This is a genomic window from Rhodococcus sp. NPDC058505 (assembly GCF_042720095.1).
In the GTDB taxonomy this organism is placed as follows: domain Bacteria; phylum Actinomycetota; class Actinomycetes; order Mycobacteriales; family Mycobacteriaceae; genus Rhodococcus_G.
Window position 1 is genome coordinate 24,127 of record NZ_JBHXNB010000002.1, and the last position, 25,239, is coordinate 49,365.

Annotated in this window: 23 protein-coding genes and 1 pseudogene; 14 read left to right on the plus strand and 10 right to left on the minus strand. The window is 69.7% G+C overall.

From position 1 onward, the window contains the following. The first annotated feature begins 29 nt into the window (after positions 1-29). Positions 30-626 (plus strand): RNA polymerase sigma factor SigM, encoded by a 597-nt coding sequence (gene sigM, locus ACFWPA_RS01740; protein WP_378508670.1) that lies wholly within the window; start codon positions 30-32, stop codon positions 624-626. A gap of 71 nt (positions 627-697) precedes the next feature. Beyond that, on the plus strand, positions 698-1,426 hold the full coding sequence (locus ACFWPA_RS01745) for a hypothetical protein (protein ID WP_378569553.1): 729 nt from the start codon (positions 698-700) through the stop codon (positions 1,424-1,426). A gap of 15 nt (positions 1,427-1,441) precedes the next feature. On the opposite strand, the pseudogene ACFWPA_RS01750 reads toward ACFWPA_RS01745, so the two are convergent. After that, positions 1,442-2,005: pseudogene (locus tag ACFWPA_RS01750) on the minus strand (helix-turn-helix domain-containing protein); the annotation flags it as partial. A gap of 219 nt (positions 2,006-2,224) precedes the next feature. Here ACFWPA_RS01750 and ACFWPA_RS01755 point away from each other — a divergent pair. The 4 genes from ACFWPA_RS01755 (at position 2,225) to ACFWPA_RS01770 (ending at position 5,526) form a co-directional block, all read left to right on the plus strand. Further along, the gene (locus ACFWPA_RS01755; RefSeq protein ID WP_378569554.1) at positions 2,225-2,836 is read left to right on the plus strand and encodes a TetR/AcrR family transcriptional regulator; all 612 of its coding nucleotides are present in this window, start codon (positions 2,225-2,227) and stop codon (positions 2,834-2,836) included. Positions 2,837-2,879: 43 nt separating this feature from the next. Then, the gene (gene trxB / locus ACFWPA_RS01760) at positions 2,880-3,869 is read left to right on the plus strand and encodes a thioredoxin-disulfide reductase (protein WP_378508673.1); all 990 of its coding nucleotides are present in this window, start codon (positions 2,880-2,882) and stop codon (positions 3,867-3,869) included. Positions 3,870-3,906: 37 nt separating this feature from the next. Beyond that, on the plus strand, positions 3,907-4,230 hold the full coding sequence (trxA, locus tag ACFWPA_RS01765; protein ID WP_378508674.1) for a thioredoxin: 324 nt from the start codon (positions 3,907-3,909) through the stop codon (positions 4,228-4,230). Positions 4,231-4,326: 96 nt separating this feature from the next. Next, the gene (locus tag ACFWPA_RS01770) at positions 4,327-5,526 is read left to right on the plus strand and encodes an N-acetylmuramoyl-L-alanine amidase (protein ID WP_378508675.1); all 1,200 of its coding nucleotides are present in this window, start codon (positions 4,327-4,329) and stop codon (positions 5,524-5,526) included. 42 nt (positions 5,527-5,568) lie between these two features. Here ACFWPA_RS01770 and ACFWPA_RS01775 read toward each other — a convergent pair whose 3' ends face one another. The 9 genes from ACFWPA_RS01775 to rpmH form a co-directional block, all read right to left on the minus strand. Continuing rightward, positions 5,569-6,243 (minus strand): GNAT family N-acetyltransferase, encoded by a 675-nt coding sequence (locus ACFWPA_RS01775; protein ID WP_378508676.1) that lies wholly within the window; start codon positions 6,241-6,243, stop codon positions 5,569-5,571. A gap of 225 nt (positions 6,244-6,468) precedes the next feature. After that, a complete protein-coding gene (locus tag ACFWPA_RS01780; RefSeq protein WP_378569555.1) occupies positions 6,469-7,581 on the minus strand; it encodes a ParB/RepB/Spo0J family partition protein in 1,113 nt (370 codons plus the stop codon). Next, positions 7,581-8,585 (minus strand): ParA family protein, encoded by a 1,005-nt coding sequence (locus ACFWPA_RS01785; protein ID WP_378569556.1) that lies wholly within the window; start codon positions 8,583-8,585, stop codon positions 7,581-7,583. The genes ACFWPA_RS01780 and ACFWPA_RS01785 overlap by 1 nt, the downstream gene beginning before the upstream one ends. 53 nt (positions 8,586-8,638) lie before the next feature. Further along, the gene (gene rsmG / locus ACFWPA_RS01790; RefSeq protein WP_378569557.1) at positions 8,639-9,310 is read right to left on the minus strand and encodes a 16S rRNA (guanine(527)-N(7))-methyltransferase RsmG; all 672 of its coding nucleotides are present in this window, start codon (positions 9,308-9,310) and stop codon (positions 8,639-8,641) included. Between the two features lie 3,349 nt (positions 9,311-12,659). Further along, the gene (locus tag ACFWPA_RS01795; RefSeq protein WP_378508680.1) at positions 12,660-13,211 is read right to left on the minus strand and encodes a protein jag; all 552 of its coding nucleotides are present in this window, start codon (positions 13,209-13,211) and stop codon (positions 12,660-12,662) included. Between the two features lie 57 nt (positions 13,212-13,268). Beyond that, positions 13,269-14,327: a membrane protein insertase YidC gene (yidC, locus tag ACFWPA_RS01800; protein WP_378508681.1), complete on the minus strand. Its 1,059-nt coding sequence runs from the start codon at positions 14,325-14,327 to the stop codon at positions 13,269-13,271. Between the two features lie 4 nt (positions 14,328-14,331). Next, positions 14,332-14,694, minus strand: coding sequence for a membrane protein insertion efficiency factor YidD (gene yidD, locus ACFWPA_RS01805; protein WP_378508682.1), 363 nt, complete (start codon positions 14,692-14,694; stop codon positions 14,332-14,334). A 6-nt stretch (positions 14,695-14,700) separates the two neighbouring features. Further along, the gene (rnpA, locus tag ACFWPA_RS01810) at positions 14,701-15,063 is read right to left on the minus strand and encodes a ribonuclease P protein component (protein WP_378508683.1); all 363 of its coding nucleotides are present in this window, start codon (positions 15,061-15,063) and stop codon (positions 14,701-14,703) included. Positions 15,064-15,087: 24 nt separating this feature from the next. After that, positions 15,088-15,231, minus strand: coding sequence for a 50S ribosomal protein L34 (gene rpmH, locus ACFWPA_RS01815; RefSeq protein ID WP_137876442.1), 144 nt, complete (start codon positions 15,229-15,231; stop codon positions 15,088-15,090). A gap of 545 nt (positions 15,232-15,776) precedes the next feature. On the opposite strand from rpmH, the gene dnaA reads away from it, so the two are divergent. From dnaA to ACFWPA_RS01855, 8 genes are all read left to right on the plus strand, one after another. Next, positions 15,777-17,369: a chromosomal replication initiator protein DnaA gene (gene dnaA / locus ACFWPA_RS01820; protein ID WP_378508684.1), complete on the plus strand. Its 1,593-nt coding sequence runs from the start codon at positions 15,777-15,779 to the stop codon at positions 17,367-17,369. 489 nt (positions 17,370-17,858) lie between these two features. After that, positions 17,859-19,043, plus strand: a complete 1,185-nt coding sequence (dnaN, locus tag ACFWPA_RS01825) for a DNA polymerase III subunit beta (RefSeq protein WP_378508685.1) — start codon at positions 17,859-17,861, stop codon at positions 19,041-19,043. Continuing rightward, positions 19,043-19,996 (plus strand): phosphogluconate dehydrogenase (NAD(+)-dependent, decarboxylating), encoded by a 954-nt coding sequence (gene gnd, locus ACFWPA_RS01830; RefSeq protein ID WP_378508726.1) that lies wholly within the window; start codon positions 19,043-19,045, stop codon positions 19,994-19,996. The genes dnaN and gnd overlap by 1 nt, the downstream gene beginning before the upstream one ends. 1 nt (position 19,997) lies before the next feature. Continuing rightward, complete coding sequence (gene recF, locus ACFWPA_RS01835) at positions 19,998-21,188, plus strand: DNA replication/repair protein RecF (RefSeq protein ID WP_378508686.1); 1,191 nt, start codon at positions 19,998-20,000, stop codon at positions 21,186-21,188. A gap of 191 nt (positions 21,189-21,379) precedes the next feature. Next, positions 21,380-21,940 carry a DUF721 family protein gene (locus ACFWPA_RS01840; protein WP_378508687.1) on the plus strand — a complete coding sequence of 187 codons (561 nt, stop codon included), beginning with the start codon at positions 21,380-21,382 and terminating at the stop codon, positions 21,938-21,940. Between the two features lie 107 nt (positions 21,941-22,047). Continuing rightward, positions 22,048-22,950, plus strand: coding sequence for a metal-dependent hydrolase (locus tag ACFWPA_RS01845; RefSeq protein ID WP_378508688.1), 903 nt, complete (start codon positions 22,048-22,050; stop codon positions 22,948-22,950). Between the two features lie 20 nt (positions 22,951-22,970). Next, complete coding sequence (locus ACFWPA_RS01850) at positions 22,971-24,068, plus strand: PDR/VanB family oxidoreductase (RefSeq protein WP_378569558.1); 1,098 nt, start codon at positions 22,971-22,973, stop codon at positions 24,066-24,068. A gap of 18 nt (positions 24,069-24,086) precedes the next feature. Then, positions 24,087-25,034, plus strand: a complete 948-nt coding sequence (locus ACFWPA_RS01855) for an alpha/beta fold hydrolase (protein WP_378569559.1) — start codon at positions 24,087-24,089, stop codon at positions 25,032-25,034. Positions 25,035-25,239: the final 205 nt, after the last annotated feature.

Consider the following 25,239-nt stretch of genomic DNA (forward strand, 5'->3'; position numbering starts at 1 on the left):
GGAGACCTCCTGGTCGGTTAACATCGCGCGTGCGAATCAACAGGGGGATCGCCGCGGCGGGCATGTCCGATGCCCAGCTGCTGGCGGCGCACGCGGCTGGGGAGCCGCGTGCATTTGCTGAGTTATTGAGTAGACACCAGGACCACTTGTGGCAGACGGCACGCCGGACCAGCTACAGCATCCAGGACGCCGAGGACGCGTTGCAGGAGGCGCTGCTGTCGGCGCACCGGACGGCCGCGACGTTCCGTGAGGATGCCGCCGTCCGCAGCTGGCTACACAAGATCGTGGTCAACGCCTGCCTCGACCGGATCCGGCGCAATCGGGCCCGCCCGACGGTGCCGCTGACCGAGGGAGACGGGTCCGAACCCGCGGAACCCCGCGACCCGATGGCGGACCGGGAGACGACGCTGACGATCGGGGAGGCCCTCGATACCCTCCCGCCCGAGCAGCGCGCCGCTGTCGTCGCCGTCGACCTCGAGGGCTACTCGGTCGCGGACGCCGCCGCGCTGCTCGGGGTGCCGGAGGGCACCGTGAAGAGCAGGTGCTCGCGGGCACGGAACAAACTGGCGCAACAGTTGAAATACATTCGGCCGGAGCGGAACCAAATCGGCTCGCCCGGAGTCTAATCCAGTGACGCGCGGTGCGAACCTGCGCCGCCGCTGGGATCCGCAGTTCACGATCGCAAGAAGGAGGTGTCATGGTCGCCGAGGGTGAGGACGCGCGTCGCCCCCCGCTCACTCCCGAACAGCTCGCCGATCTGCACGGTGACGTGCTATCCGACGACGAGGCGGACCGGATCCGGACCGCCGCAATGAACGACCCCGACGCCATCGCCACCCTCGCCGCACTGGACCGCGTCCGGACCGAACTCGGCGCGCTGCGGACGGATCCGGCGCCGGCGCCGCCCGCGCCACCCGAGGTGATCGACCGCCTGCACGCCGCGCTCGGGCTCACCGCCACCGACGAAGACCGGTCGCCGATCCCTGCGGTGTCCTCCCGACGACGCGATCCCGTCCGGATCGCGGCCGCCGCTGCCGCCGCCCTCGTGGTGTTCGCGCTCGGCGCGATCGGCATCACGCGCCTCGGCGACGACGGGCCGTCCTCCGCACCCGAGGAGACGGTGCTCGCCGACCCGGCGGCCATCCAGCTCGGCGACGAACTGCGGCCCGACGCCGCGCTCGCCGTCCTCGGTCGGACCGAGAACGGCAGCCTGACCGACCCGATCCGCAGATCGGATTGCCTGCGGGCCAACGGAATTGACCCGGCGACCCCGCTACTCGGGTCGGGTCCGGTCCGGCTGCGTGGCGCCGCCGGTGTACTCCTCCTCGTCGCCGGACCCCGCCCCCCGCAGATCACCGCCCTCGTCGTCGGGTCCGGTTGCAGCGCATCCAATCCCGAGACCCTGGCCCGAACCGACATCGGTTGACCGACACCGGGGAGCGTCGGCGCCTGCACCGGGCAGCAGGATCGACAGGATCGCGCCGCGCACGCCCTCGGTGTCCTCGCTCGGCGCGATCAGCGACAGGAACATCGCCGCGCCTGCGCCGAGCGCGATGAGGGCGCGCGCGGTGTCCGGGTCGGTTCCGGCGCCGGGAGTGGGTCCGGGGAGCAGCGCGGTCGCCGGGCCAGCGAAGTTGCGCCACAGCGCGGCGCGCAGGTCGTCGTGGTCGCGGAGGGTGGCCAGCAGTCCGGGCACCGCGGCCCGCACCTCCGGCCGCCGGAACAGTTCGGAGCTGCCGGTGACCACCCAGCGGATCCAGCCCTCCCGGTCGGCGCCGTCGAAGGGCGTCAGGTCCGGGGTCACGCCGAGCACCGCGTCGAGCACCAACTGGGCCTTCGAGTCCCAGCGGCGGGCGATCGCGGCACGGCTCACGCCGGCGCGAACCGCGATGGCACGGACACTGAGGCCGTCGAAACCCAACTCCAGCAACAGCTCTCGCGTCGCTGTGAGCACCTGTGTGTCAATGCGGGGGTCACGGGGTCGGCCCGAAGCGGTGGCATTCATTGCCCGTCATTGTCGACTACCGGGGCCGGTCCGACCACCGGACACGACCCGCCGCGGCGTGCCGGGTCACCCGTCCCTGCCTCGACATCGGGCGCCGGCCATCGGTGCCGGGGCACCCGACTACGATGTCCTCGACCACTGCGGCCCGGTCACGACGCGAATCGGGGGCGCACCACCACCGTCCGGACGACCCGGACCGGCCCACCGGGAGGGACGGCGTTGCCGCGTATCACTGCACCGACCGTCGCCGAGCACCGGGCCGCCCAGCAGCGGGCCCTTCTCGACGCCGCTCGCGAGGTGCTCGCCGAAGGCACCCCGGAGATCCCCGGGTTCGCGGACGTCGCCGCCCGCGCCGGACTGGCCCGATCGAGCATGTACCAGTACTTCAAGTCCCGCCAGCACCTCCTCGACGCGCTGATCGAGGATTCCTTTCCGCGCTGGTCCACCCGAGTCGAACGGGAGATGGCGGCGGCCGGGTCGGCGGACCGGCGGGTGCTCGCGTACGTCCGGGTCAACCTCGACCTGGTCGCCGAGGGGGAGCATGCGATCGCCTCCGCGATCTCGTCGATCGCCCCGAGCGAGAAGGTCGGCGCGGCCGGGGCGGAGATGCACGCCCGCCTTGCCGCGCCGTTGGTGACCGCGCTGGCCGAGCTTGGAGTCCCCGATGCGGCCGAGACCGCGGACCTGGTGAACGCGATCGTGCACGCCGCGACCCGCCAGATCGAGGCGGGCAGCGACGCCACCGGCGTGCAGTCGCGGGCCGCCGCCCTCGTCGAGCCCTATGTGGCGTTCATCGCCGGACGGGCCGTACCGGGGAACATCACCCCATAATCTGGTGTTGAGCCAGACGACGTCCACTACCTGGAAGGCCCGCATGACTACCCCGACCTCGGTTCGTGACCTGATCATCGTCGGTTCCGGACCCGCCGGATACACCGCAGCCGTCTACGCCTCCCGCGCCGAACTCCAGCCGCTGCTGTTCGAGGGCACCCAGTTCGGCGGCGCCCTGATGACCACCACCGAGGTGGAGAACTTCCCCGGGTTCCGGGAGGGCATCATGGGCCCCGACCTGATGGACGAGATGCGTGAGCAGGCGAAGCGGTTCGGCGCCGACATCCGCACCGAGGACGTCGAGGAGCTCGACGTGACCGGTCCGGTGAAGAAGGTCGTCGCGAACGGCGAGACCTACTACGCGCACGCGGTGGTGCTCGCGATGGGCGCGGCCGCCCGCTACCTCGGCATTCCCGGCGAGGAGACGCTGCTGGGCCGCGGCGTGTCGGCCTGCGCCACCTGCGACGGCTTCTTCTTCAAGGACCAGGACATCGCGGTGATCGGCGGTGGCGACTCCGCGATGGAGGAGGCCACCTTCCTGACCCGGTTCGCCCGTTCGGTCACCCTGGTGCACCGCCGCGAGGAGTTCCGCGCGTCCCGGATCATGCTCGAGCGCGCGAAGGCCAACGAGAAGATCCGGATCGTCACGAACGCCGAGCCGGTCGAGGTGCTCGGCGAGAGCAGTGTCACCGGTCTGGTGCTCCGCGACACCGTCACCGGTGAGCAGTCGACGCTGCCGGTGACCGGCATGTTCGTCGCGATCGGTCACGATCCGCGCAGCGAACTCGTCGCGGGTCAGGTCGACATCGACGACGAGGGGTACGTGCGGGTGCAGTCCCCGACCACGCACACCGCGGTGGAGGGCGTGTTCGCCGCCGGTGACCTCGTCGACCACACCTACCGGCAGGCGATCACCGCGGCGGGCACCGGCGCCTCCGCCGCGATCGATGCCGAGCGGTGGCTCGCCGAACGCGGCGACATCACCGGCAACACCGTCGACGCGGCCGGTCGCCCCGTCGCCGTCGACGCCTGACCTGGCCACACCACCCACCCGTCCCCGAGGAGACACCATGGCGAACACCATCACCATCACCGACGACTCGTTCCAGCAGGACGTGCTCGACTCCGAGAAGCCCGTTCTGGTCGACTTCTGGGCGACCTGGTGCGGACCGTGCAAGATGGTCGCACCCGTGCTCGAGGAGATCGCCGGGGAACACGCCGAGAAGCTGACCGTCGCGAAGCTCGACATCGACGCCAACCCGTCGGCGGCGCGGGACTTCCAGGTCATGTCGATTCCGACGATGATCCTGTTCCAGGGCGGCAAGCCGGTGAAGCAAATTGTCGGCGCGAAGGGCAAGGCTGCACTGCTCAAGGACCTTTCCGACGTACTGTAGCGATCGCAACAGCCCCCGGGATTCCCGATATCCCGGGGGCTTCTGCGAGAATCACCCACTGGGTATTGCCGTCAGGACGAGGAAGGGTTCCCACGTATGCATCGACTCCGTCACGGCGATCACGGTCCCGCCGTTGCCGAGATTCGAGGCACCCTGTCCGCCCTCGGATATCTCCGCGGCGGCGTGTCGCTGACCTCCCGTGAGCCGGTGAACGGCTCGCAGTGGGTGGCCCCCGACGCCGTGTTCGACCATCACCTCGATAGCGCGGTACGCGCGTTCCAGCAGCAGCGCGGCCTGCTCGTCGACGGCGTCGTCGGCACCGCGACGTACCGGGCGCTGCGGGAGGCCTCGTACCGGCTCGGCGCGCGCACCCTCGCGTACCAGCTGTCCGCGCCGCAGTACGGCGACGACGTCGCCGCGCTGCAGACCCGGCTGCAGGACCTCGGTTTCTACTCCAGCCGGGTGGACGGCTACTTCGGCCCGAAGACGCACGAGGGGTTGTCCTCGTTCCAGCGGGAGATCGGCATCGCGTCCGACGGCATCTGCGGACCGCAGACGCTGCGCTCGCTCGATCTGCTCGGCACCCGGGTCACCGGGGGTTCGCCGCACGCGATCACCGAGGAGGAGTCGGTCCGACGGTCCGGACCGCAGCTGAGCGGCAAGCGGATCGTGATCGACCCCGATCTCGGCGGCGCAACGACCGGCATGGTGCTGGCGACGCCGAACGGCCCGATCACCGAGGCCGAGATCCTGTGGGACGTTGCGAGCCGGCTCGAGGGGCGGATGGCCGCCACCGGCATGGAGACGTTCCTGTCGCACCCGGCGAGCAGCAACCCGTCGACCGCGGAGCGCGCGGCAACCTCCAACTCGTTCGACGCGGACCTGATGATCTCGCTGCGCTGTGCGAGCAGCCCGAGCCGCAACGCGAACGGGGTCGCCAGCTTCCACTTCGGCAACTCACACGGCGCCACTTCCCGGATCGGGCAGGTCCTCGCCAACTTCATTCAGCGTGAAATCGTTGCGCGCGCACCACTTCAGGATTGCCGATCGCACGGTCGATCCTGGGACCTGTTGCGCCTCACCACGATGCCGACCGTTCAGATCGACATCGGTTATCTCACAAACGATTCCGACGTCAAAACCTTGATCAATCCGCGGAATCGCGACATCATCGCCGAGGCCATCCTGATCGCGGTCAAGCGCCTGTACCTGCTGGGTCAGGACGATCAGCCGACCGGCACCTACACCTTCAAGGAACTGCTCGCCGAGGAGCTCGCGAAGGCCGAACGGGCCTGACGGTCCGGTTCCGTTGCCCGGCGAGCGGGGCGGCGGTGCGGGTCAGACGCCGATGGTGGACCGCGCGCCGCTGTCGGCGGTGGTCACCGCTGCGGACATCAGCAGCCGTTCCAGGGCGGACTCGACGTCGGCCTTCCAGCCGTGATCGCGGTCCAGTTCGAGACGCATCCGCGGGTAGCGGTGGTGCGCCGCGACCACCTCGAAGCCCATGTCGGCGAGGAACCCGGCGTCGATCATGCACTCGGTCGGCCCGCACTGGTGAGTGCTGCCCGGCGTCCGGTCGTCGTCGGGTCCACGGACGATGCCAAACGCCTCCAGCGCACGCACGCCGCGCCGCACCAGATCGCTCACGACGGCCTGAATCAGGCTCGGCCCCACCCCGTCCAGCTCGGCGGCCGGTTCGAGCCGCATCGTGGTCAGCAGGACCGCGTCCGGGCTCACCGGGGAGGTGGGGAACAGGGTGGATCGGGGCACGTTGCCCGGCGGCGAGTAGAGCGCACACCCCGCGGGCCGCCCCTCGAGGGTCGCGACCTGCCCGCAGGAGCCCCACTCGAGCATGACCATCGACAGCCAGGCTTCCTTCTCGAACTCGGGGTCCGCGTACACGCGGGAGTTGCGCAGCGCGTCCGGGTCCATCTCCCAGAAGATGCAGCGGCGGGAGTGCCGGGGAAGCCGATCGAAGCCGTCGAGGGTGAGCGGACTGATGCGCATCGACACCCTGTCTCTCGCCTCCACGACGTCACGTCTCGGACCCGGGGTCGGCGACCGCGGGTCATCACCACATCCAGGATAGGCGATCCCGATCGTCCTGGCCGTTCCCGACCGGAGGCGCATCGGATGACGTTGGGGGGCACTGCATTTCAGTGCGTCCGGCGGGACAGGTAGAGGAAACCCCGGCGTGAAACGTCACGGTGACGTTTCACGCCGGGGTCCCTGACGGCACTATTCCGCGCCGGAGGTCTCCATCATCTCCACGATCCGCTGCAGATCGTCCACCGAGCCGAACTCGACGACGATCTTGCCCTTCCGCTTCCCGAGACTGACGGTGACGCGGGTGTCGAAGGCGCCGGACAGCCGGTCCGCGACGTCCTGCAGACCCGGCATCTGGATCGGCTTGCGCTTGACCGGGGGAGTGGGCAATTCCCCACCGTCCCGGTTCGCGAGCGTCACCGCCTCCTCGGTGGCGCGGACGGACAGGCCCTCCGCCACGATCCGGGCGGCGAGCAGGTCCTGCGCCTCGGCGCCCGCCTCCAGCGACAGCAGCGCCCTGGCGTGCCCCGCGGACAGCACCCCCGCGGCGACCCGGCGCTGCACCGGAATCGGCAGCTTGAGCAGCCGGATCATGTTGGTCACCACGGGGCGAGAGCGCCCGATACGGGCAGCCAGCTCCTCGTGGGTGACCTCGAACTCCTCGAGCAACTGCTGGTACGCCGCCGCCTCCTCGAGCGGATTCAGCTGCACCCGGTGAATGTTCTCGAGCAGGGCGTCCCGCAGCATGTCGCCGTCGCCCGTCTCGCGCACGATGGCGGGGATCGACTCGAGCCCGGCGGCCTGACTGGCCCGCCACCGCCGTTCACCCATCACCAGCTGATAGGTGTCCGGCCCGGTCGCCCGCACGACGATCGGCTGCATCAGACCGAACTCGCGGATGGAATGCACCAGCTCGGCGAGCGCCTCCTCGTCGAACACCGACCGCGGCTGCTTCGGGTTGGGCTGGATCTGTGCCGCCGGGATCTCCCGATAGACGGCGCCGTCCACCGGGGCCAGCTCCGGGGTCTTGGCCGTCGCAGCGGCCTTGCCGGTGGTCTTCGCCTGCGTCTTGGACGCCTTGGCCTGCGGCCGACCCGATCTGGTGGCCTTCCCTGCGCCGTCGGCGGGTGCCGCCTCGGTGGGGGAGGGGAGGGGGCCGCCGTCCGTGGTCGTCGCCGCCGGGGCGGTTCCGTTGCCGATGATGATGTCGGCTGCGGCGTTGCCGAGACGCGGACCCGCGTCGGGGCCGGGCGGGATGAGCGACGCGAGCCCGCGGCCGAGACCGCCCTTGCTTCTCTGTGCCACTAGTTCTCCTGCGATGTGATCGATGCGGTACGGGCGGCGAGTTCACGTCCGGCGTCGAGATAGCTCATGGCGCCGCGTGATCCGGGATCGTAGTCGAGAACGGTCATCCCGTAGCCGGGAGCCTCGGAGACCTTCACGCTGCGGGGGATCACCGACCGCAGCACCGCCTCCCCGAAGTGGTTCCGCACCTCCTCGGCGACCTGGTCGGCCAGCTTGGTCCGGCCGTCGTACATGGTCAGCAGCACCGTCGACACGTGCAGGTCGGGGTTGAGATGCGACTTGACCATCTCGATGTTGCGGAGCAGCTGGCCAACCCCCTCGAGCGCGTAGTACTCGCACTGGATCGGGATGAGGACCTCGTTGACCGCGACGAGGGCGTTGACGGTGAGCAGCCCGAGCGACGGCGGGCAGTCGATCAGCACGAAGTCGACGTCCAGGTCGGATAGGAACGCATCGGACAGGGCGCTCTTGAGTCGGTTCTCGCGGGCGACCATCGAGACCAGCTCAATCTCGGCGCCGGCGAGGTCGATCGTCGCGGGAATGCAGTACAGCCGCTCGCTGTGCGGGCTCTGCTGGACCGCTTCCTTCGCGCTGACCTCGCCGATGAGCAGCTCGTAGCTGGACGGCACCCCGGAGTGGTGCGGGATGCCGAGCGCGGTGCTGGCATTGCCCTGCGGGTCGAGGTCAACGACGAGGACGGTGAGCCCCTGAACGGAGAGCGCGGACGCCAGGTTGACCGCCGTGGTGGTCTTCCCGACGCCACCCTTCTGGTTCGCGACGGTGAGCATGCGTCGCCGGCTCGGTTTCGGCAGGGTCACACTCCCCGGATGCAGGACCTGGCTGGCGCGCTGCGCGGCGGCCCCGATCGGGGTCTCCTCGAGGGAGATGCCGTCGTATGGGCCGGGGGCGTGGGCACTCGGGTCGGTCGAGCGTGCGGTGTCGGTGGAACGCGAGGGATTGGGGTCCGTTTCATGTGAAACAGTTGCTTCGGGTCCACCCGACATGTATTGCTCCTCACTCGAAGTCACTCGACCGCCGGTCCCACCGATCCTCGACGTCATCGGCGATGCGATCGCTTTGGAATCCGTTCCGCCCGAACCACGGTCGTCGGTGTCGGGAGGGCGTCGGCGCCGCATTCGACGATCTCCAGCTTGCCAGCCCCCAGGCGGGTGAGGGAAGCGCGATCGCGCTCGATCTCCTCGGCCGCACTGGACCCCTTCATCGCCAGCATCCGGCCGTGCTCGTGGATCAACGGCAGCGACCACCGCGCCAGCTTCTCCAACGGGGCGACGGCGCGGGAGGTGACCACATCGGCGCCGCCCGCCTCCTGTACCACCCCGGCCTGCTCCGCCCGACCCCGAACCACCCGCACATCCAGGCCGACCGATTCGATGAACTCGGCGAGGTAGACCGAACGCCGCAGCAGCGGCTCGACCAGGGTGATCCGCAGGTCGGGTCGGGCGATTGCGAGCGGGATGCCGGGCAGACCCGCACCGCTTCCGACGTCGACGACCGACTCGCCCTCGCCGATCAGTTCACCGAGCACGGCGCAGTTGAGCAGGTGCCGTTCCCACAGCCGCGGGACCTCCCGTGGCCCGATCAGACCACGTTCGACGCCATCCGTCGCGAGGGAATCGTGATACTTCTGGGCCAGCGCGAAACGGTCCCCGAACACACGGTGTGCGGCGTCGGTGAGGTCGATGGGGTCGGTGGGTTCCACGTGAAACATCTTCCCGTGTGCACTCGGGATTCCACAAACCAACAGGCCGTGTCTCGCCGACGGACATCAGATGCTCCCGGGTCGCCGACGGAAGGCGTGCTCGGTTCGCGCGTCACAGTGACAGCGTGGACCCCGTGCTTGCAATGCACCCCGGCCGATGGGACGCGACAACGTCCGGTCGATCCGGCGGCGGGGGAGGGGAGGGGCGCCGCCCCGGAACACGCGGCGTCGGCAACCCACCGCCATCGGGGGGGACGAGCGCCCCGGGACGCCGGACCGCGGGCGGCTGAGCGGATCCGGGATGGCGCCCGGCGGACCGAGGGGGCGCGCCCGCCGACTACGTCGCACGGTGACGGACCGACACGGTGTCGGCGGTGCGCCACCAGGCCTCGCGACGCGGCCATGTTTCACGTGAAGCACGGACCGATCCGCCGGTGAGGAGGAATCGGCGGGCCCGGTGCATTCGCGGGGATCCTCATGTCGGCGCCCGCGCATCCAATTTCCGCCCGGGGGCGTTGTCGTCGCCGCCAGCACCGCTGCCGTATCGGCTTCCCCCGCGCAGGTGCGGAGCCGGCGGGAGCGACATTCTCCGGACGGCGATGGTCCGGCCCGGCGCACCCGTGCGGGACGGGGACCCATGCCCGTGCGCCGGACACCGTCGCGGAGGAACAGGCATGACGGCGTCGCGGTCGGCGCCAGCGGGACGCGGGACGTCGAGACGGCAGCCGGGGTGGGAGCCGGGGCACCCGCCCGCCCACGCACCCGGCCCGGCCCGGCCCGGACAATCGGATCGGGATGCCGACCGCCGGTCGCGCACCACCCGAACAGGGTGGGCTCGACCGCAGCGAACCGGTTGGGCGGGACACCCGACCGTCTTCGCAGTCGGCACCAGCGGGACGCGGGACGTCGAGACGGCCGTCGAGTGGGAGCCGGGGCACCCTCCTGCTCGCGCGGCCGGGCCCGGCCGATCAATGAAACAGCGTGGGCTCGACCGCAGCGAACCGGTTGGACCGGCGGGGTGTGGACGTCGCGCCCCGGCGGCCCGGGCGCGACGTCCACGCTGCCGGTTGATCCCACGAGCCTGACGGCGGGATACCGTCCGGCCAGCGCGCTGCCGGTAGACCTGGTCCCGGTCGACGCCGTCGACCACGGGCGCACACTCGGCCACCCGGACATCGGTACCCGCGGACAGCGCGTCCCGGCGTCCGCCGCGCCTGCGTATCCGCAGCGAACTCCGCGGGAACACCTCCGGTCCGATAGCCGGAGCGGCCCACCACCAGCCGGTCCCGCGCAGATCCGGAGTTCGGCCCGGGAATCTGATGCTGTCGCGGGTGGGTCGGACGCGGAATGTCGTCGAGCTGGCAGCGGCGCGTTCCGCCCCGACGGCCCCCGGCGGGCCGGGTCACCGCACCCAAGGTCGGGCGCAGGCCCGCCACACCACAGGCGCCAGCCCGGCGATCGATGACGCCGCGGGCGGCCAAGGATCATCGATGATCGTCCCCTCGAGCCAGCGCGACCTGGTCACCCTCGACAAACGCGGTGAAACGGACGACCCGCCACGCGGCGACCGGACCGGACGAATCGGGACACGGGTCGACGACGTGAGGTGCGGGCCACCCGGATGCGCGGTGGCGCCCGGACGCGCTGGCGCGGTCGGCCTGCGGTACCGCTGCACCGCGGACACCCAGCTGACGCAGCACGGTCGACCACGCAGCCAGCGTGGAAGCTGCCGACCGCGACGTGCCGGTCGGGCTGACCGCCGGACTGGCGCCGTTCCCAGCCGACGAGGGGTCGCCGGTCAGGCGTACCCGGCTCCCGCTCGACACGCGCAGGGCCCTCGATTCACGTGAAACATGGCGACCGGCCACCGGAGTGGGGGAGGGGAGGGCCAAGGGAGGGGAGGGGCCGACCGCGACCCTGGCCGAGCACGGACCCTTAGCCAAGGGCCGGGCGACCCCTCGAATGTTTCACGTGAATCGGCGGCGCCCGGCGCGAGCCCGTCCATCCCGTCGCGGTGCGGTACGCAAACCCGCAGGGTCATCCTTCGCAACGCCCGAGGACGCAATCCCGGGAGAGTCGCGGCCCCCACCTGGAAGCATTCGGCCGGTCGTGTACGAGCACCGCCCGCGACGCCGCTCGGAGCGCGTGCGACGACATGCATTCGCACTCCCATCCACCGACCCGAACGGCGGCAGGCGAGCCCATCCGGGTCGCGCAATTCAGCACGGCCGACGGTGCCGCCTCAGCCACGTGGTCGTGCGCGGGATCCGTTCCGGCGTGCCACCGGCCGACGCAGGGATGCGCCTCGCCTCCCTCGGTGCCGTACCTGGCGCACCGATCGTCATCGGATGCGCGACGGGAGCCCCTCCACGGACCCCGCTCCGGCGCGGACCGCATCTGCCGCAGCGGCGGCGACGTCAGGAGGCGGGGCTGAACGCCGGTGTGGCTGGTGCCCAGTCGGCCGCGCCCGCACCCGACACGGCCGGGTTCCCCGGGGGCACCTGATCCGACGGGACGTCCGCCCCGGCCGGTCCTGCCGGGGACCACCCCCGATGTTTCACGTGAATCACGCCCGCAGCGGACGCGACCCGCATGGGCGCGGGTCGCGCAGATGCCTGGGGAGCCAATCCGCGGGCACGACCCGTGCACGGGCTGGGCCGGCCCACCGTCGCGTCGGCGCCGGCGACGACACCGCCGGCGAAGATCGAGCACCGGGGCCGCTCACCGCGGAGGGCGCCGGCGCGCATCACCCCGCACCCACCGCGCGGGTGATGCCCGGTGGACATCGGCCGGGCGAGGGACGAGCACACACCGCAGTGTTCCGCCTCCCGCGGCAGCGCACTACCGTCACAGTGACGGAATGTGCCCATGTCGAGATAACCGGCCGGACACCGAAGGACACGAATCACCTCCCATCGGGCGACCCGTCCGCGCCGGTCACCGAAGCGCACCCGAATTGCCCTGTACTGCAGCACCATTCGACGTTCGGTCCGCGAAGCGGCGCGGGGAGTGGGGAGGCGCCACATCCGGGCGGACCCGACCGCGGCGTCGACGCCCGAAATCGAGGTTATCCACAGGCGATCACCACCCCGGCGTCACGGAAACACGCCCGATCATGGGGATCCCCGAGACCATCCGAGAATTCCACAGGCCTCGCCCCACCCTGTGGATGAATTCTCGGTCCAGGCCGTCCCGGTGCGCTCGGACCGACCACCGGACTCCGCGCGCCGGACGCGGGCCCGCGGGTGTGAGGCAAGGGTTGGAACGCCAGCGCGCCGTGCACTGATTCACGTGAAACACCGCACAACGACGAGGGGCTCCCGACCATCCGGTCGGGAGCCCCTCGTGAGGTGAAGCGTCAGCCCTTGATGACGACCACGCGACGGGACGGCTCGGCGCCCTCGCTCTCGCTGGAGACGCCCTCGACCGACGCGACCGCGTCGTGCACGATCTTGCGCTCGAACGGTGTCATGGGGGAGAGGGACTCGGATTCGCCGGAGTCGAGAACCCGCTTGGCGGCGGCAAGTCCGATCTCCGTGAGCTCCGCGCGCCTGCCCGCGCGCCAGCCGGCGATGTCGAGCATCAGACGGCTGCGGTCACCCGTGGCCTGCTGCACGGCGAGCCGGGTGAGCTCCTGCAGGGCGTCGAGAACCTCGCCCTTGCGCCCGACCAGCTTCGCCAGGTCCTCGCCGCCGTCGATGCTCACGACCGCACGATCGCCCTCGACGTCGAGGTCGATGTCGCCGTCGAAGTCCAGGACGTCCAGCAGCTGCTCGAGGTAGTCGCCCGCGATCTCGCCCTCCTCGACGAGCGCGTCCTCCTCGTCGATCTCGTCCACGGGCGCTTCCACTGTCACGTCCGCCACGACCTCGTCATCTCCGTCCCGTCCGGTAGCCGGATCGTTCGCCATCGTCGTTCTCTTCTCTGTGAAGGGGAGCGCTGCCGCGCTCAGAAGTCGGGTGCCGCCTCAGCGTTTGCGCTTGTTCTTGCCGCGGTTTCCGGTCGGTTTCGCACCGGGCTTGGGCTTCGAGTCGGACGCGGTCGGGGCGGGAGAGTCCGGACCGTCCGACGGCTCCGCCGCATCCGTTCCGGCGTCAACGGCCTGCGCGGCCGCCGCACCCTTGCGCTTGACCGGCTTCGCACCCGGCTTCGGCGCGTTCTCGGCACGCCGCTCGAGCGCCTTGGCCTTCTTTTCTTCCTCTTCCGCATCGATGCGCCGGAACACCAGGTGCTGCTGAGCGTAGGTCCAGATGTTGTTCGACACCCAGTACAGCAGGATCGCGATCATCAGGAACGGGCCGCCGACGAGCACGCCGAGCGGGAAGACCCACAGGGACAGCTTGTTCATGATCGCGGCCTGCGGGTTCGCCGCCGCCGCCTCGCTCTGGCGGGCCACCGACGCACGGGAGTTGAAGTGGGTTGCCACCGACGCGATGATCATCAGCGGAATCGCGACGGCCGCGATGGTCCACACCGTCGGGATCGGCACACCGTAGGCCTCGAGCTGCGCCTTCGGGGTGGTCATCGCGGCGGCGATCGGGGCACCAAACAGGCGTGCATCGAGGAACGACTGGACGTCCGCCGCCGAGAACGCGTAGTTCGCGGTGTTGGCGTTCTCCTCCACCGTCATCCCGAGCTGGCCGAACCCGGTGCCGGTGCGGTTGAAGGATCGCAGGACGTGGAACAGGCCGATGAACACCGGCGCCTGCAGCAGCACCGGCAGGCAACCCATCAGCGGATTGAACCCGTGCTCCTTCTGGAGCTTCTGCATCTCCAGCGCCATCCGCTGGCGATCATTGGAGTACTTCTTCTGCAGCGCCTTGATCTGCGGCTGCAACTCCTGCATCTGCCGGGTGGTGCGGACCTGCTTGACGAAGGGCACGTACAGGATCGCGCGCAGGGTGAACACCAGGAACATCACCGACAGCGCCCACGCGAAGCCGTTGTCTGCCCCGAGGAAGGAGCCGAACACCTTGTGCCAGACCCACAGGATCCAGGACACCGGGTAATAGATGAAGTCGAGCACGGCTCTAGGTACTCCTCTGTTCGCCCACGTTCAGCAGATCGTGGGGTTGCTTACCAGTGTCCAGGTCCGCGGCACCGCGCTCGCGGTGACGACCGGATCCGCGCGGTGGCACCGGATCCCAGCCGCCAGGATGCCAGGGCCCGCACTTGAGCAGGCGCACCACGGTCAGGATCATTCCCACCGCGGCGCCACGCTCACGCAGCGCGTCGACCGCGTACTCGCTGCAGGTCGGGGCAAACCGGCAGGTCGGCATCCGGGTCGGCGAGACATAGCTGCGGTACAGCTCGATGCAGAAGATCAGGCCCCGCGCGGGGGCGCGCCGGATCATGCCGAACGGCCCCGTCCCTGTCGAGAGGTTGCGAGTCATTGGGGCCTACCCACCGATGAGGTTCAGCTTGCGCAGCCCGGATCGGAGTTGCCGATCCAGGTCGGCGGACGAGGCGGTTGCCGCCCCGGGAAGTGCCCGGATCACCACGAACGTCCCCTCGGACACATCGTCGACCAGGCTCGCGCAGATATGACGAAGCCGGCGCGCGACTCGATGTCGAATCACCGCCGGCCCGACAGCCTTGCTCACAACCAAACCGAAACGCGGACCCGGATCCCCGACGAGCGACTCGTGCGTGGCCTCGGTCAGGGCGTGGACGACCACATCCCGACGGGCCGCGCGGCGTCCACGGCGAACCGTGGACGCGAAGTCCGCACGACGACGTAACCGGTGCGGCTCAGGAAGCACCCCGAGCTCCCGCGCTCTACGCGGTCAGGCGGAGAGGGTAGCGCGGCCCTTTTGGCGACGCGCAGAGATGATGGAGCGGCCCGCACGGGTCCGCATCCGGAGACGGAAGCCGTGAACACGCGCGCGGCGGCGATTGTTCGGCTGGAACGTCCGCTTGCCCTTGGCCACGGTCGACACTCCTTGTAAATCGTCGGCGCCGGGAGACGCCATCTGTAGCTGAGATTCGGGTGTTCCCCGATCGGCGACGGCACGCGGAGGCACGCGCGTTCTCGTGAACAACACGTGGCCAGCATGAGACCGCCACCTCGAACTCGGGTGACTGTACGAGAGTACGCAGCGCCGCCGGTCAGGTCAAACCGCGACGGGTCCCGACACGCCACGTGACCCGAGATGCTTGCCCGGTCTTGACATCTGTGCACAGGTCCGGCCCCGAGGTGTGGCACGCGGCACCATCGGCGAGCGGACCGGATCAGCAGAGGACCGCATCATCGCAGGTGGGAGGCGCATTGAGCTGGGGTTTCCCGGCCCAGTCCGGACCCGACCCGATACCGGAAAACGTTATCCACACTTGTGGATAATTGTGTGGAAACACTGTTCAGGTGGCATATTCGTAGCCTTGTGCGGGGAAGTTATCCCCAGGGGTGAACAGCCCGCGATCGTCGACGCAACCGAGCGGCGGCGACTCCCCACGCACCGATCCGGGAGGGCCGACGTTGAACGAGGAAGCGAACACCCTGGCACGGGTGTGGGTGGACGTCCTCGACGAGTTGACCGCGGACGCTGCAGGCCACCCGCTCACCAAGGCGCAGAAGGCGATGCTGGCGCTCGTCCGGCCGCTGACGCTTGCCCAGGGATTCGCGCTGCTGTCGGTGCCCTCGTCGTTCGTCCAGGAGGCGATCGAACGCGATCTGCGCGAACCGATCCTGCAGACCCTCAACCGGCACATCGACGAGGGGGTCGCGGGACTCGGTGTCCGCGTCGCCCCGCCCACCGATGCCCAGCCCGCTCCGGCCCCGCCCGCCCCGGCCCCGGAGCCCGCGCCCGCGCCGCCGCCCTCGGTCCGGCAGGCCGAAGCCGAGTCCGCGAACGCGGGAGCGGTGAGCGTGGAGGCCTTCCGTCGACGCAGGCCCGGCATCGGTGACGCCGACCTCTTCGAACCCGACCCGGGCGAACACGACGAGGTGGACGAGGACGGCGAGGCCATCGCCAGCGTCAACGAGTCGTGGCCCGCGTACTTCACCAAGCCGCCCGCCCCGGCCCCCGCCGGCTCCGACGGCAACAGCCTCAACGCCAAGTACACGTTCGACACCTTCGTGATCGGTGCGTCCAACCGGTTCGCGCACGCCGCGGCGGTCGCCTGCGCGGAGGCACCTGCCCGCGCATACAACCCCCTGTTCGTGTGGGGTTCGTCGGGCCTCGGCAAGACGCACCTGCTGCACGCCGCCGGCCACTACTCCCAGCGACTGTTCCCCGGCATCCGGGTCCGGTACGTCTCCACCGAGGAGTTCACGAACGACTTCATCAACAGCCTGCGCGACGACCGCAAGGTCGCGTTCAAGCGCCGCTACCGGGAGACCGACGTCCTGCTCGTCGACGACATCCAGTTCATCGAGGGCAAGGAGGGCATCCAGGAGGAGTTCTTCTACACCTTCGAGGCGCTCCACAACGCCAACAAGCAGATCGTCATCACCTCCGACCGGCCGCCCAAGCAACTGGCGACGCTCGAGGAGCGGCTCCGCACCCGGTTCGAGTGGGGCCTGATCACCGACGTGCAGCCGCCCGAACTTGAGACCCGCATCGCGATCCTCAGCAAGAAGGCGCGGATGGACCGGCTCGACGTTCCGCACGACGTCCTCGAGTTGATCGCGAGCAGGCTCGACCGCAACATCCGCGAACTCGAGGGCGCGCTGATCCGCGTCACGGCGTTCGCGTCCCTCAACCGCCAGCCCCTCGACCTCGCCCTCGCCGAGGTGGTCTTGCGGGACCTGCTGCCGGACTCGACCCCCCTCGAGATCGACGCGCCGACCATCATCGCGGCCACCTCCGAGTACTTCGGGATGGCGATCGAGGATCTGTGCGGCCCCGGCAAGACCCGGCCGCTGTCCCAGGCCAGGCAGATCGCCATGTACCTCTGCCGGGAGCTGACCGACCTATCGTTGCCGAAGATCGGCAACGCGTTCGGACGCGACCACACCACGGTCATGTATGCCGACAAGAAGATCCGCAAGGAGATGACCGAACGGCGCAAGGTCTACGACCAGGTGCAGGAACTCACCGCCAGGATCAAGCAGCGCGCCAAGCGCTGACCGCACCCCGCTCGCCCCTCGGCGGTTCGTCCACCCGGACGGACCGCCGATTTCGTGTGCCGTGCACAACTCCGCACAAACACCGTCCGACTGTGGACAACCCGGTGTACAACTAGGGAATCGCTGTGGACAGTGTGGGAACAACGATGAACAACTCAGCGGTTCTCCACAACCGTCCCCAATTCGTCCCCCGTCGATCCACACGGGCTCCCCAGGCCGACACGGTCAGCGACCAGCGAGGAAGGGGACTTCTGCACAGTTTTCACAGGACCTACTACTACTGCTTGTATTTCTCTCCAGTTCTCCCTTTGAAAACAGGTTCTGTGGAGTCCGTTCGTACACAGCCGCTCCGCGCCGCCCGGACGGGCGAGGTGACGCGCCGGTTTCGGCTTTAAACTTCGACCGGAAGGGCCTACGGTGGGCTTCTGCCCCGTCGTGTGAGACGGACGGTGGCACGGTGATGCATCTACGGAGAGGATCAGCCCAGCGATGGAGCTCGGGAGCATGAAATTTCGGGTCGCCCGGGAAGACTTTGCAGAGTCCGTCGCATGGGTGGCCCGCAGTCTCCCGTCACGGCCTCCGGTCCCGGTTCTCGGTGGTGTGCTGATCTCCGCGGACGAGCAGGGCCTGACGATCTCCGGATTCGACTACGAGGTCTCTGCACAGGTTCGGATCTCGGCAGAGGTGTCCGATCCCGGTCAGGCCCTGGTGTCCGGCAAGCTGCTCGCCGACATCACCCGGTCCCTGCCGCTGAAGCCGGTCGACCTGGTCGTTGACGGTGCTCGAGTGCTCATCACCTGCGGCAGCGCCAAGTTCTCCCTCCCGACGATGCCGGTCGAGGACTATCCACAGCTTCCCGAACTGCCGCAGCAGACCGGTTCGTTGCCCGTCGACGTGTTCTCCGAGGCAATCGGTCAGGTCGCGATCGCAGCGGGCAAGGACGACACCCTGCCGATGCTCACCGGCATCCGGGTCGAGATCGAGGGCAGCAACGTGGTCCTCGCCGCCACCGACCGGTTCCGGCTCGCGGTCCGTCAGATCGAATGGACCCCGACCAACCCCGACACCAGCGCCGCGGTGCTGATCCCCGCGAAGACCCTGTCGGAGGCAGCGAAAACTCTTGGGGGAAGCTCCAATTCGCCGGTTGAGTTGGCCTTCGGTGCGGGATCGTCGGTTGGGTCGGAAGGCCTGCTCGGCATCGTCGGTGAGGGCCGACGCACCACCACCCGCCTGCTGGATGCGGAGTTCCCGAAGTTCCGGCAGCTGCTGCCGCCCGAGCACACCGCCATCGCCACCGTCGAGGTCGCCCCGCTCGTCGACGCGATCAAGCGCGTCGCACTCGTCGCCGAACGCGGCGCCCAGGTCCGCCTGCAGTTCTCCGAGGATGGGCTGCTGCTCGCCGCAGGCGGGGAGGACGCCGGACGCGCCGAGGAGGCCCTTGAGGCCCGGTTCCAGGGCGAGTCGCTCACCATCGCGTTCAACCCGACGTACCTGACCGAGGGGCTGACCTCGCTGCACAGCGACCGGGTCACCTTCGGCTTCACCACGCCGAGCCGCCCCGCCGTGCTCCGGCCTGCCGAGGACGAGGAACCCCAGCCCGGCGACGGCGGCACCTTCGCAGCCCCGGACAGCGCCTATACCTACCTGCTGATGCCGGTCCGGCTTCCCGGCTGATTCCCGCGGCCCGAGACCGTCACCGCACGTCCACCACCGAAGGGAGCCACCCGATGCAGCTGGGATTGGTCGGCCTCGGAAAAATGGGCTTCAACATGCGGGAGCGGTTGCGGGCGGCCGGCCACCAGGTGGTGGGGTACGACCCGCGACCCGAGGTCACGGACGTGGCCTCGCTCGCGGACCTGGCGGCCGCGCTCGATACACCCCGGGTGGTGTGGGTGATGGTCCCGTCCGGGCAGATCACCCGGGATACCATCGCCGCTCTGACCGACGTGCTGACGAGCGGCGACCTGGTGATCGACGGCGGGAACTCGCGGTTCACCGAGGACCGGCCACACGCAGAACTGCTGGCGCAGAAGGAGATCGGCTACGTCGATTGCGGTGTCTCCGGTGGCGTGTGGGGCCTGGAAAACGGGTACGGCCTGATGGTCGGTGGCGCGGACGACGACGTCGCACGAGCCATGCCGATCTTCGATGCCCTTCGTCCGGACGGGGAACGCGCCGACGGCTTCGTGCACGCGGGGCCGGTTGGCGCGGGCCACTACGCGAAGATGATCCACAACGGCATCGAGTACGGGCTGATGCACGCCTACGCCGAGGGCTACGAACTGCTCGAGGCAGAAGACCTGATCACCGATGTGCACGGCGTGCTACGGGCCTGGACCACGGGCACCGTGGTGCGGTCGTGGCTGCTGGACCTGCTCGTCAAGGCGCTTGCGGAGGACCCCGACCTGGCGGCGATCTCCGGGTATACCCAGGACTCCGGTGAGGGTCGGTGGACCGTCGAGGAGGCGATCAACCACGCCGTCCCGGCTCCGGTTATTTCGGCGGCACTGTTCGCGCGGTTTGCGTCAAGGCAGGCCGACTCGCCCGCGATGAAGGCAGTGTCGGCACTCCGCAACCAGTTCGGTGGTCATGCGGTGCAACGCGTTTCGGAATCCGGGCAGCCATAGGGTGTTCGTCCGCAAGTTCTCGCTCCGCAACTTCCGATCGTGGGACGCCGTCACCCTCGAACCCGGACCGGGCATCACCCTGTTCCTCGGTCCGAACGGGCACGGCAAGACCAACCTGCTCGAGTCGCTCGGCTACCTCGCGACCCTGTCGTCGCATCGGGTGTCGACGGATGCCCCGCTGATCCGGGCCGGGGCGACGGCGGCCCAGATCGGCGCCGTGGTGGTCAACGACGGCCGCGAACTCTCGATCGATGTGGAGATCAACGACGGCAGGGCCAACCGGGCCCGGATGAACACCTCACCGCTGCGCAGGCCCCGAGAGATCCTCGGGGTGCTGCGCGGGGTGTTGTTCGCGCCCGAGGACCTGTCCCTGGTCCGCGGCGACCCGGGTGACCGTCGCCGGTTCGTCGACGAGTTGCTCAGCAGCCGGATTCCGCGGATGGCGGCGGTCCGTTCGGACTACGACAAGGTGCTGCGGCAGCGGTCCGCGCTACTCAAGACCGCCAGCGGCGCGCTGCGTCGCGGGAATAGGTCGACCGACGGCACGAGTGCCCTTGCCACACTTGATGTTTGGGACGGCCATCTGGCCGCGCACGGCGCCGAGCTGCTGGCCGGGCGGATGCGGCTGATCGCCGAGTTGGGGCCGCACGTCGCGGAGTCGTACGCGCGGATCGCACCCGAGTCCCGCCCGGCCTCGATCGGGTACCGGTCGAGTCTCGGTGCGTCGCTGCCGCCGGAACTCGCCGATCCACAGCATCGGTGGACCCGCGACGACGTCGAATTGGTGGAGGCGTGCTTCCTCAACGAACTCGCCCAGGCCAGGCAGCGGGAGATTGAGCGCGGCGTCTGCCTTGTCGGACCGCATCGCGACGACCTGGAACTCCGGCTCGGGGACCAGCCAGCGAAGGGGTTTGCCAGTCATGGCGAGTCGTGGTCGTTCGCGCTGTCGCTGCGCCTTGCCGCGTTCGCGCTGCTCCGCTCCGACGGCACCGACCCGGTGCTGATGCTCGACGACGTGTTCGCCGAACTGGACCGCAAGCGTCGGCGGGCGCTCGCCGAGGTGGCGGCCGACGCCGAGCAGGTGCTGATCACCGCCGCCGTCGCCGAGGACGTTCCCGAGGAGCTGCACGCGACCAGGTTCGCGGTCGAGGCCGTCGACCGCCCCGACGGCCGCACCTCCACCGTCCGCTGACCCCACCCCACCAGCACCCCACCCCTCTACTTCCCTGACCGAATGTGGGATTCGGTCACTTAGACCGACCGAATCCCACATTCGGTCAGGGGGCGGGGTGGTCAGTGAGGTGGGTGGTCAGGGGGCGGGGTGGTGCGGCGGGACGCGGGCGGGGCGGAGTGCTGGGATGATCGACGGAGAAGGGAGTCGCGATGAGTGAGCAGGCGGATGCTCCGGGTGCACGACCCGGAAGCGGGGAGCCCGAACTGCGCGGCATCGACCTGGCCCGCCGGGCGCTTGAGGAGGCGCGGGCCGCGGCGAAGGCCAGCGGCAAGTCGGTCGGCCAGGGCCGGTCGTCGCCGAAGCCCAGGACGCGCGGCACGGGCCGACGGGGCTGGTCCGGCGCCCGACCCGATGCCAGGGATCCGCAACCGTTTGGGGCGTTGGCCAGTACGGTCGCGAAGAGTCGCGGCTGGTCGCCGCGGGTGTCGGAGGGGACCGTATTCGGCAGGTGGCAGCAGGTGGTCGGGGTGGACATCTCCGCGCACGCCGAGCCGGTGGCGTTGAAGGACGGGGTGCTCAGCGTTTCCGCCGAATCCACCGCGTGGGCGACGCAGCTGCGGCTGATGCAGGCCCAGATCCTCGCGAAGATTGCGGCCGCGGTCGGGGACGGGGTGGTCACCAGCCTGCGGATCGCCGGGCCGACCGCGCCGAGCTGGCGCAAGGGGGAACGGCACGTGCGCGGACGCGGCCCGCGCGACACCTACGGGTAACCGGAGGCTCCACAGGCCAGGGATTGCCTATTACGCAGTGTTACAGTTACCTTCTTCTGGAGTGAACTGTGTCACCGCGATGCAGTCGCGTCGCCGAAGGGAGCCCGATGGCCGTCGACACCACCGCGTCCGCGCTCGAACCCGACAACATCCTGCTGCAGGCGCGCAACGTCCGCTTCGACTGGTCGGACCTGCCGATGCACTGGGTCGAGGGTGACCCCTTCACGACGCACGTGTTCAACGTGATGCACATCCTGCTGCCCGCGGGCGAGGACTGGTTCGTGGAGACCTTCAAGGAGGCACTCCCGCTGATCGAGGACGAGAAGCTGCGCGGCGACGTCGCCGGGTTCATCGGACAGGAGGCGATGCACTCAAACGCGCACTCCGGCGTCCTCGACCATCTGAAGGCCAAGGGTCTCGACACCACGCCGTACACCGATCAGATGCACTGGGTCTTCACCCACCTGCTCGGTCCGCGCCCGCTCACCTCGGGCCGGAAGGAAAACTACCTCGTCGAGCGGCTCGCGCTGATCGCGGCGATCGAGCACGTCACCGCCTTCCTCGGCGACTGGGTGCTGAACGCCCGGGCGCTCGACGGTGCGGGCGTGCACCCGACGATGCTGGACCTGCTGCGCTGGCACGGGTCCGAGGAGGTCGAGCACCGCTCGGTCGCCTATGACGTCATGCGCTACTTCGACAAGCGTGAAAGCCGAAGGCTGCGAACGCAATTGATCGCAACTCCGGCACTGGTGTACCTCTGGATCCGGGGCACCCGGTTCCTGATGGCCAACGATCCCGAGCTCGCGAACTGGTCACATCACCGCCGCCGCCCGCACTGGTCGGACTTCCGGGCGGCGGGCAGGCGGGGCGTGCTCCCGACAACGACCGATCTGGTCAGCCGGATGAGCCGCTACTTCCGTCGCGACTACCACCCGTCCAGCGAGGGATCCACCGCACAGGCCGTCGCCTACCTGGCCTCCTCTCCTGCGGCGCAGGCCGCGGTCCGCTGATTCGTCGAACGCGAGAAGTCATGCCGTCCATCATTAATCGCCGCACACCCGGGCCGGTGCCCGCAGACCTGCGCGGGCGGGGCCGCCCGGATCGGATGATGGCCGCCCTCGGGGTGGTCGCCGAGCGCTACGTCGGGGTCCTCGCCGGCCACGACTACAACCGTGACCATGCCGGGCACAACCCGGATTCCGCCATGACCCTCGAGGTCGTCGACCGCCGGATCGTCGCGCGGGATGAGCAGGTTGTTGCACTGGCGTTCGGCACGATCGACGGCGGCGACCTGCCCGCCTGGCAGCCGGGGTGTCACCTCGACTTCCACCTGCCGTCGGGCAGGAGAAGGCAGTACTCACTGTGCGGGGACCCGGCGGACCGGTCCCGGTACACGGTTGCCGTGCGGGCGATCCCGGACGGCGGGGGTGGGTCGCTCGAGATGCACGCGCTCCAGCCGGGGGCGAGGGTGACGGTGCGTGGTCCGCGCAACGGGTTCCCGTTCGTCGGCGGCGGCAGCGCGCTGTTCGTGGCAGGTGGGATCGGGATCACCCCGATCCTCTCGATGGTGCGGGCCGCGCGGGCAGCCGGCATGGACTGGCAGTTCGTCTACTCCGGCCGCTCCCGGGACACGATGCCGTTCCTCGATGAGATCGAATCATGGGAACAGGACCGGGTTTTCGTGCGAACCGACGACGAGCACGGCGTGCCGGCCGCGGCCGACCTGCTGGGACGGGCCGCGCCGGGGGGTGCGGTGTACTGCTGTGGCCCGGCGCCGATGCTCGACCTGGTCCGCGCGAGCTTCCCGCACACCCCGGCCACCGCCCTGCACATCGAAAGATTCGGCGCCCCAGATGTTCTCGACGGAACACCGTTCGACGTCGAGCTCGCCCGCACCGGTGAGGTGTTGACCGTCCCCGCGGATCGCACCGCACTGCAGGTGGTCCGGGAGCGACTGCCGGGGATCGGCTACTCGTGCCAGCAGGGCTTCTGCGGCACCTGCCGCGTCCGGGTTCTCGAGGGTGTCCCCGACCATCGGGAAGCCCGGCTCACGCCGGACGAGCAGCGGACCGACATGCTGCTCTGCGTGTCCCGGGCTGCGGGCGAGCGTCTCGTGCTCGATCTCTGACCCGTCGAAGGAGTATCAATGACCCACCCCGCCAACGGTTTCCTCGCTCCCGCCGTTGCCACCACGGTGCGCAACGGCGACATCGAGCTCGCGGTATTCGAGCAGGGGAACCCGGACGGCCCGACGATCGTGCTGGTGCACGGCTGGCCGGACACCCACCTGCTCTGGGACCACGTGGTTGCCGAACTCGGCAGCGACTTTCGGGTCGTCACCTACGACACTCGGGGAGCGGGCCGGTCGACCTCGCCGACCCGGGTCGCGGACTACGACCTGGAGTTGCTTGCGGCCGACCTGTTCGCGGTCGTCGATGCCGTCGGCCGCGGTGAACCCGTGCACGTGCTCGCGCACGACTGGGGGTCGCTGGAGTCGTGGGAGGCGGTGTGCGCGCCGGGCGCGGGGGATCGGATCGCCTCGTTCACGTCCACCTCGGGGTGGTGCTTCGATCACCTCGGCCACTGGATGTGGCGAAACCTGCGGAACCCGACACCCAGGGGGCTGGCCCGGGTCGCGGCGCAGTGGGCGGCCTCCTTCTACGCCCTGCTTTTCCACATCCCGGTCGTGCCGGAGCTGGTCACCGGACGCCTGCTTGCTCCGCGCTGGCCGCTGTTTTTGTCGCTGTTCGACCGGATGGAACCGACCCTGGCCCGGCCGGCGGTCACGATCGGCCGGGATGCCGCGAATGGACTCAAGCGGTACCGCGCGAACACCAGGCAGCGGATCCTGCGTCCGCGGGACCGGCGGACCGACATCCCGGTCCAGCTGATCGTCAACACCAGGGACAAGGCGGTGCTGCCCTTCGCGTTCGAGGACACCGACCGCTGGGTCACCGACCTGCGGCGCAGCGAGACCACTGCCGGGCACTGGGCACCGCTCTCGCATGCGCCCGAGATCGCCCGGCTGACGGCGAACTTCGTGCGCGACGTGATCGGCCGCACGTCGCCCGGCGACACCGCGATCCGCGCCTGACGGTATCCGCGGTGTGGCGCGGCCGCCGAAACTGCGTCTACGGGCAGCTCAGGGGTGTCGCAGATGCCCTGCTGTCCGGCTCTACCAGTAGGATGGTGCGGTAACTCGCGGCCACGTCGTCGGCCGCGATCGCCATGCCGGCGAAACCGTTCGCGCGATGGACGTCGTGCGGGGGACCGTCGTGTGAACGAGAAGGAGAGCACAC

Excerpts from the sequence above, each read along its gene's own strand:
- ACFWPA_RS01745 (WP_378569553.1), top strand. The coding sequence starts at position 698 with ATGGTCGCCGAGGGTGAGGACGCGCGTCGCCCCCCGCTCACTCCCGAA.
- trxB (WP_378508673.1), top strand. The coding sequence starts at position 2,880 with ATGACTACCCCGACCTCGGTTCGTGACCTGATCATCGTCGGTTCCGGA.
- trxA (WP_378508674.1), top strand. The coding sequence starts at position 3,907 with ATGGCGAACACCATCACCATCACCGACGACTCGTTCCAGCAGGACGTG.
- ACFWPA_RS01770 (WP_378508675.1), top strand. The coding sequence starts at position 4,327 with ATGCATCGACTCCGTCACGGCGATCACGGTCCCGCCGTTGCCGAGATT.
- ACFWPA_RS01785 (WP_378569556.1), bottom strand. The coding sequence starts at position 8,585 with ATGTCGGGTGGACCCGAAGCAACTGTTTCACATGAAACGGACCCCAAT.
- rsmG (WP_378569557.1), bottom strand. The coding sequence starts at position 9,310 with ATGTTTCACGTGGAACCCACCGACCCCATCGACCTCACCGACGCCGCA.
- ACFWPA_RS01795 (WP_378508680.1), bottom strand. The coding sequence starts at position 13,211 with ATGGCGAACGATCCGGCTACCGGACGGGACGGAGATGACGAGGTCGTG.
- yidD (WP_378508682.1), bottom strand. The coding sequence starts at position 14,694 with ATGACTCGCAACCTCTCGACAGGGACGGGGCCGTTCGGCATGATCCGG.
- dnaN (WP_378508685.1), top strand. The coding sequence starts at position 17,859 with ATGGAGCTCGGGAGCATGAAATTTCGGGTCGCCCGGGAAGACTTTGCA.
- ACFWPA_RS01840 (WP_378508687.1), top strand. The coding sequence starts at position 21,380 with ATGAGTGAGCAGGCGGATGCTCCGGGTGCACGACCCGGAAGCGGGGAG.
- ACFWPA_RS01845 (WP_378508688.1), top strand. The coding sequence starts at position 22,048 with ATGGCCGTCGACACCACCGCGTCCGCGCTCGAACCCGACAACATCCTG.
- ACFWPA_RS01850 (WP_378569558.1), top strand. The coding sequence starts at position 22,971 with ATGCCGTCCATCATTAATCGCCGCACACCCGGGCCGGTGCCCGCAGAC.
- ACFWPA_RS01855 (WP_378569559.1), top strand. The coding sequence starts at position 24,087 with ATGACCCACCCCGCCAACGGTTTCCTCGCTCCCGCCGTTGCCACCACG.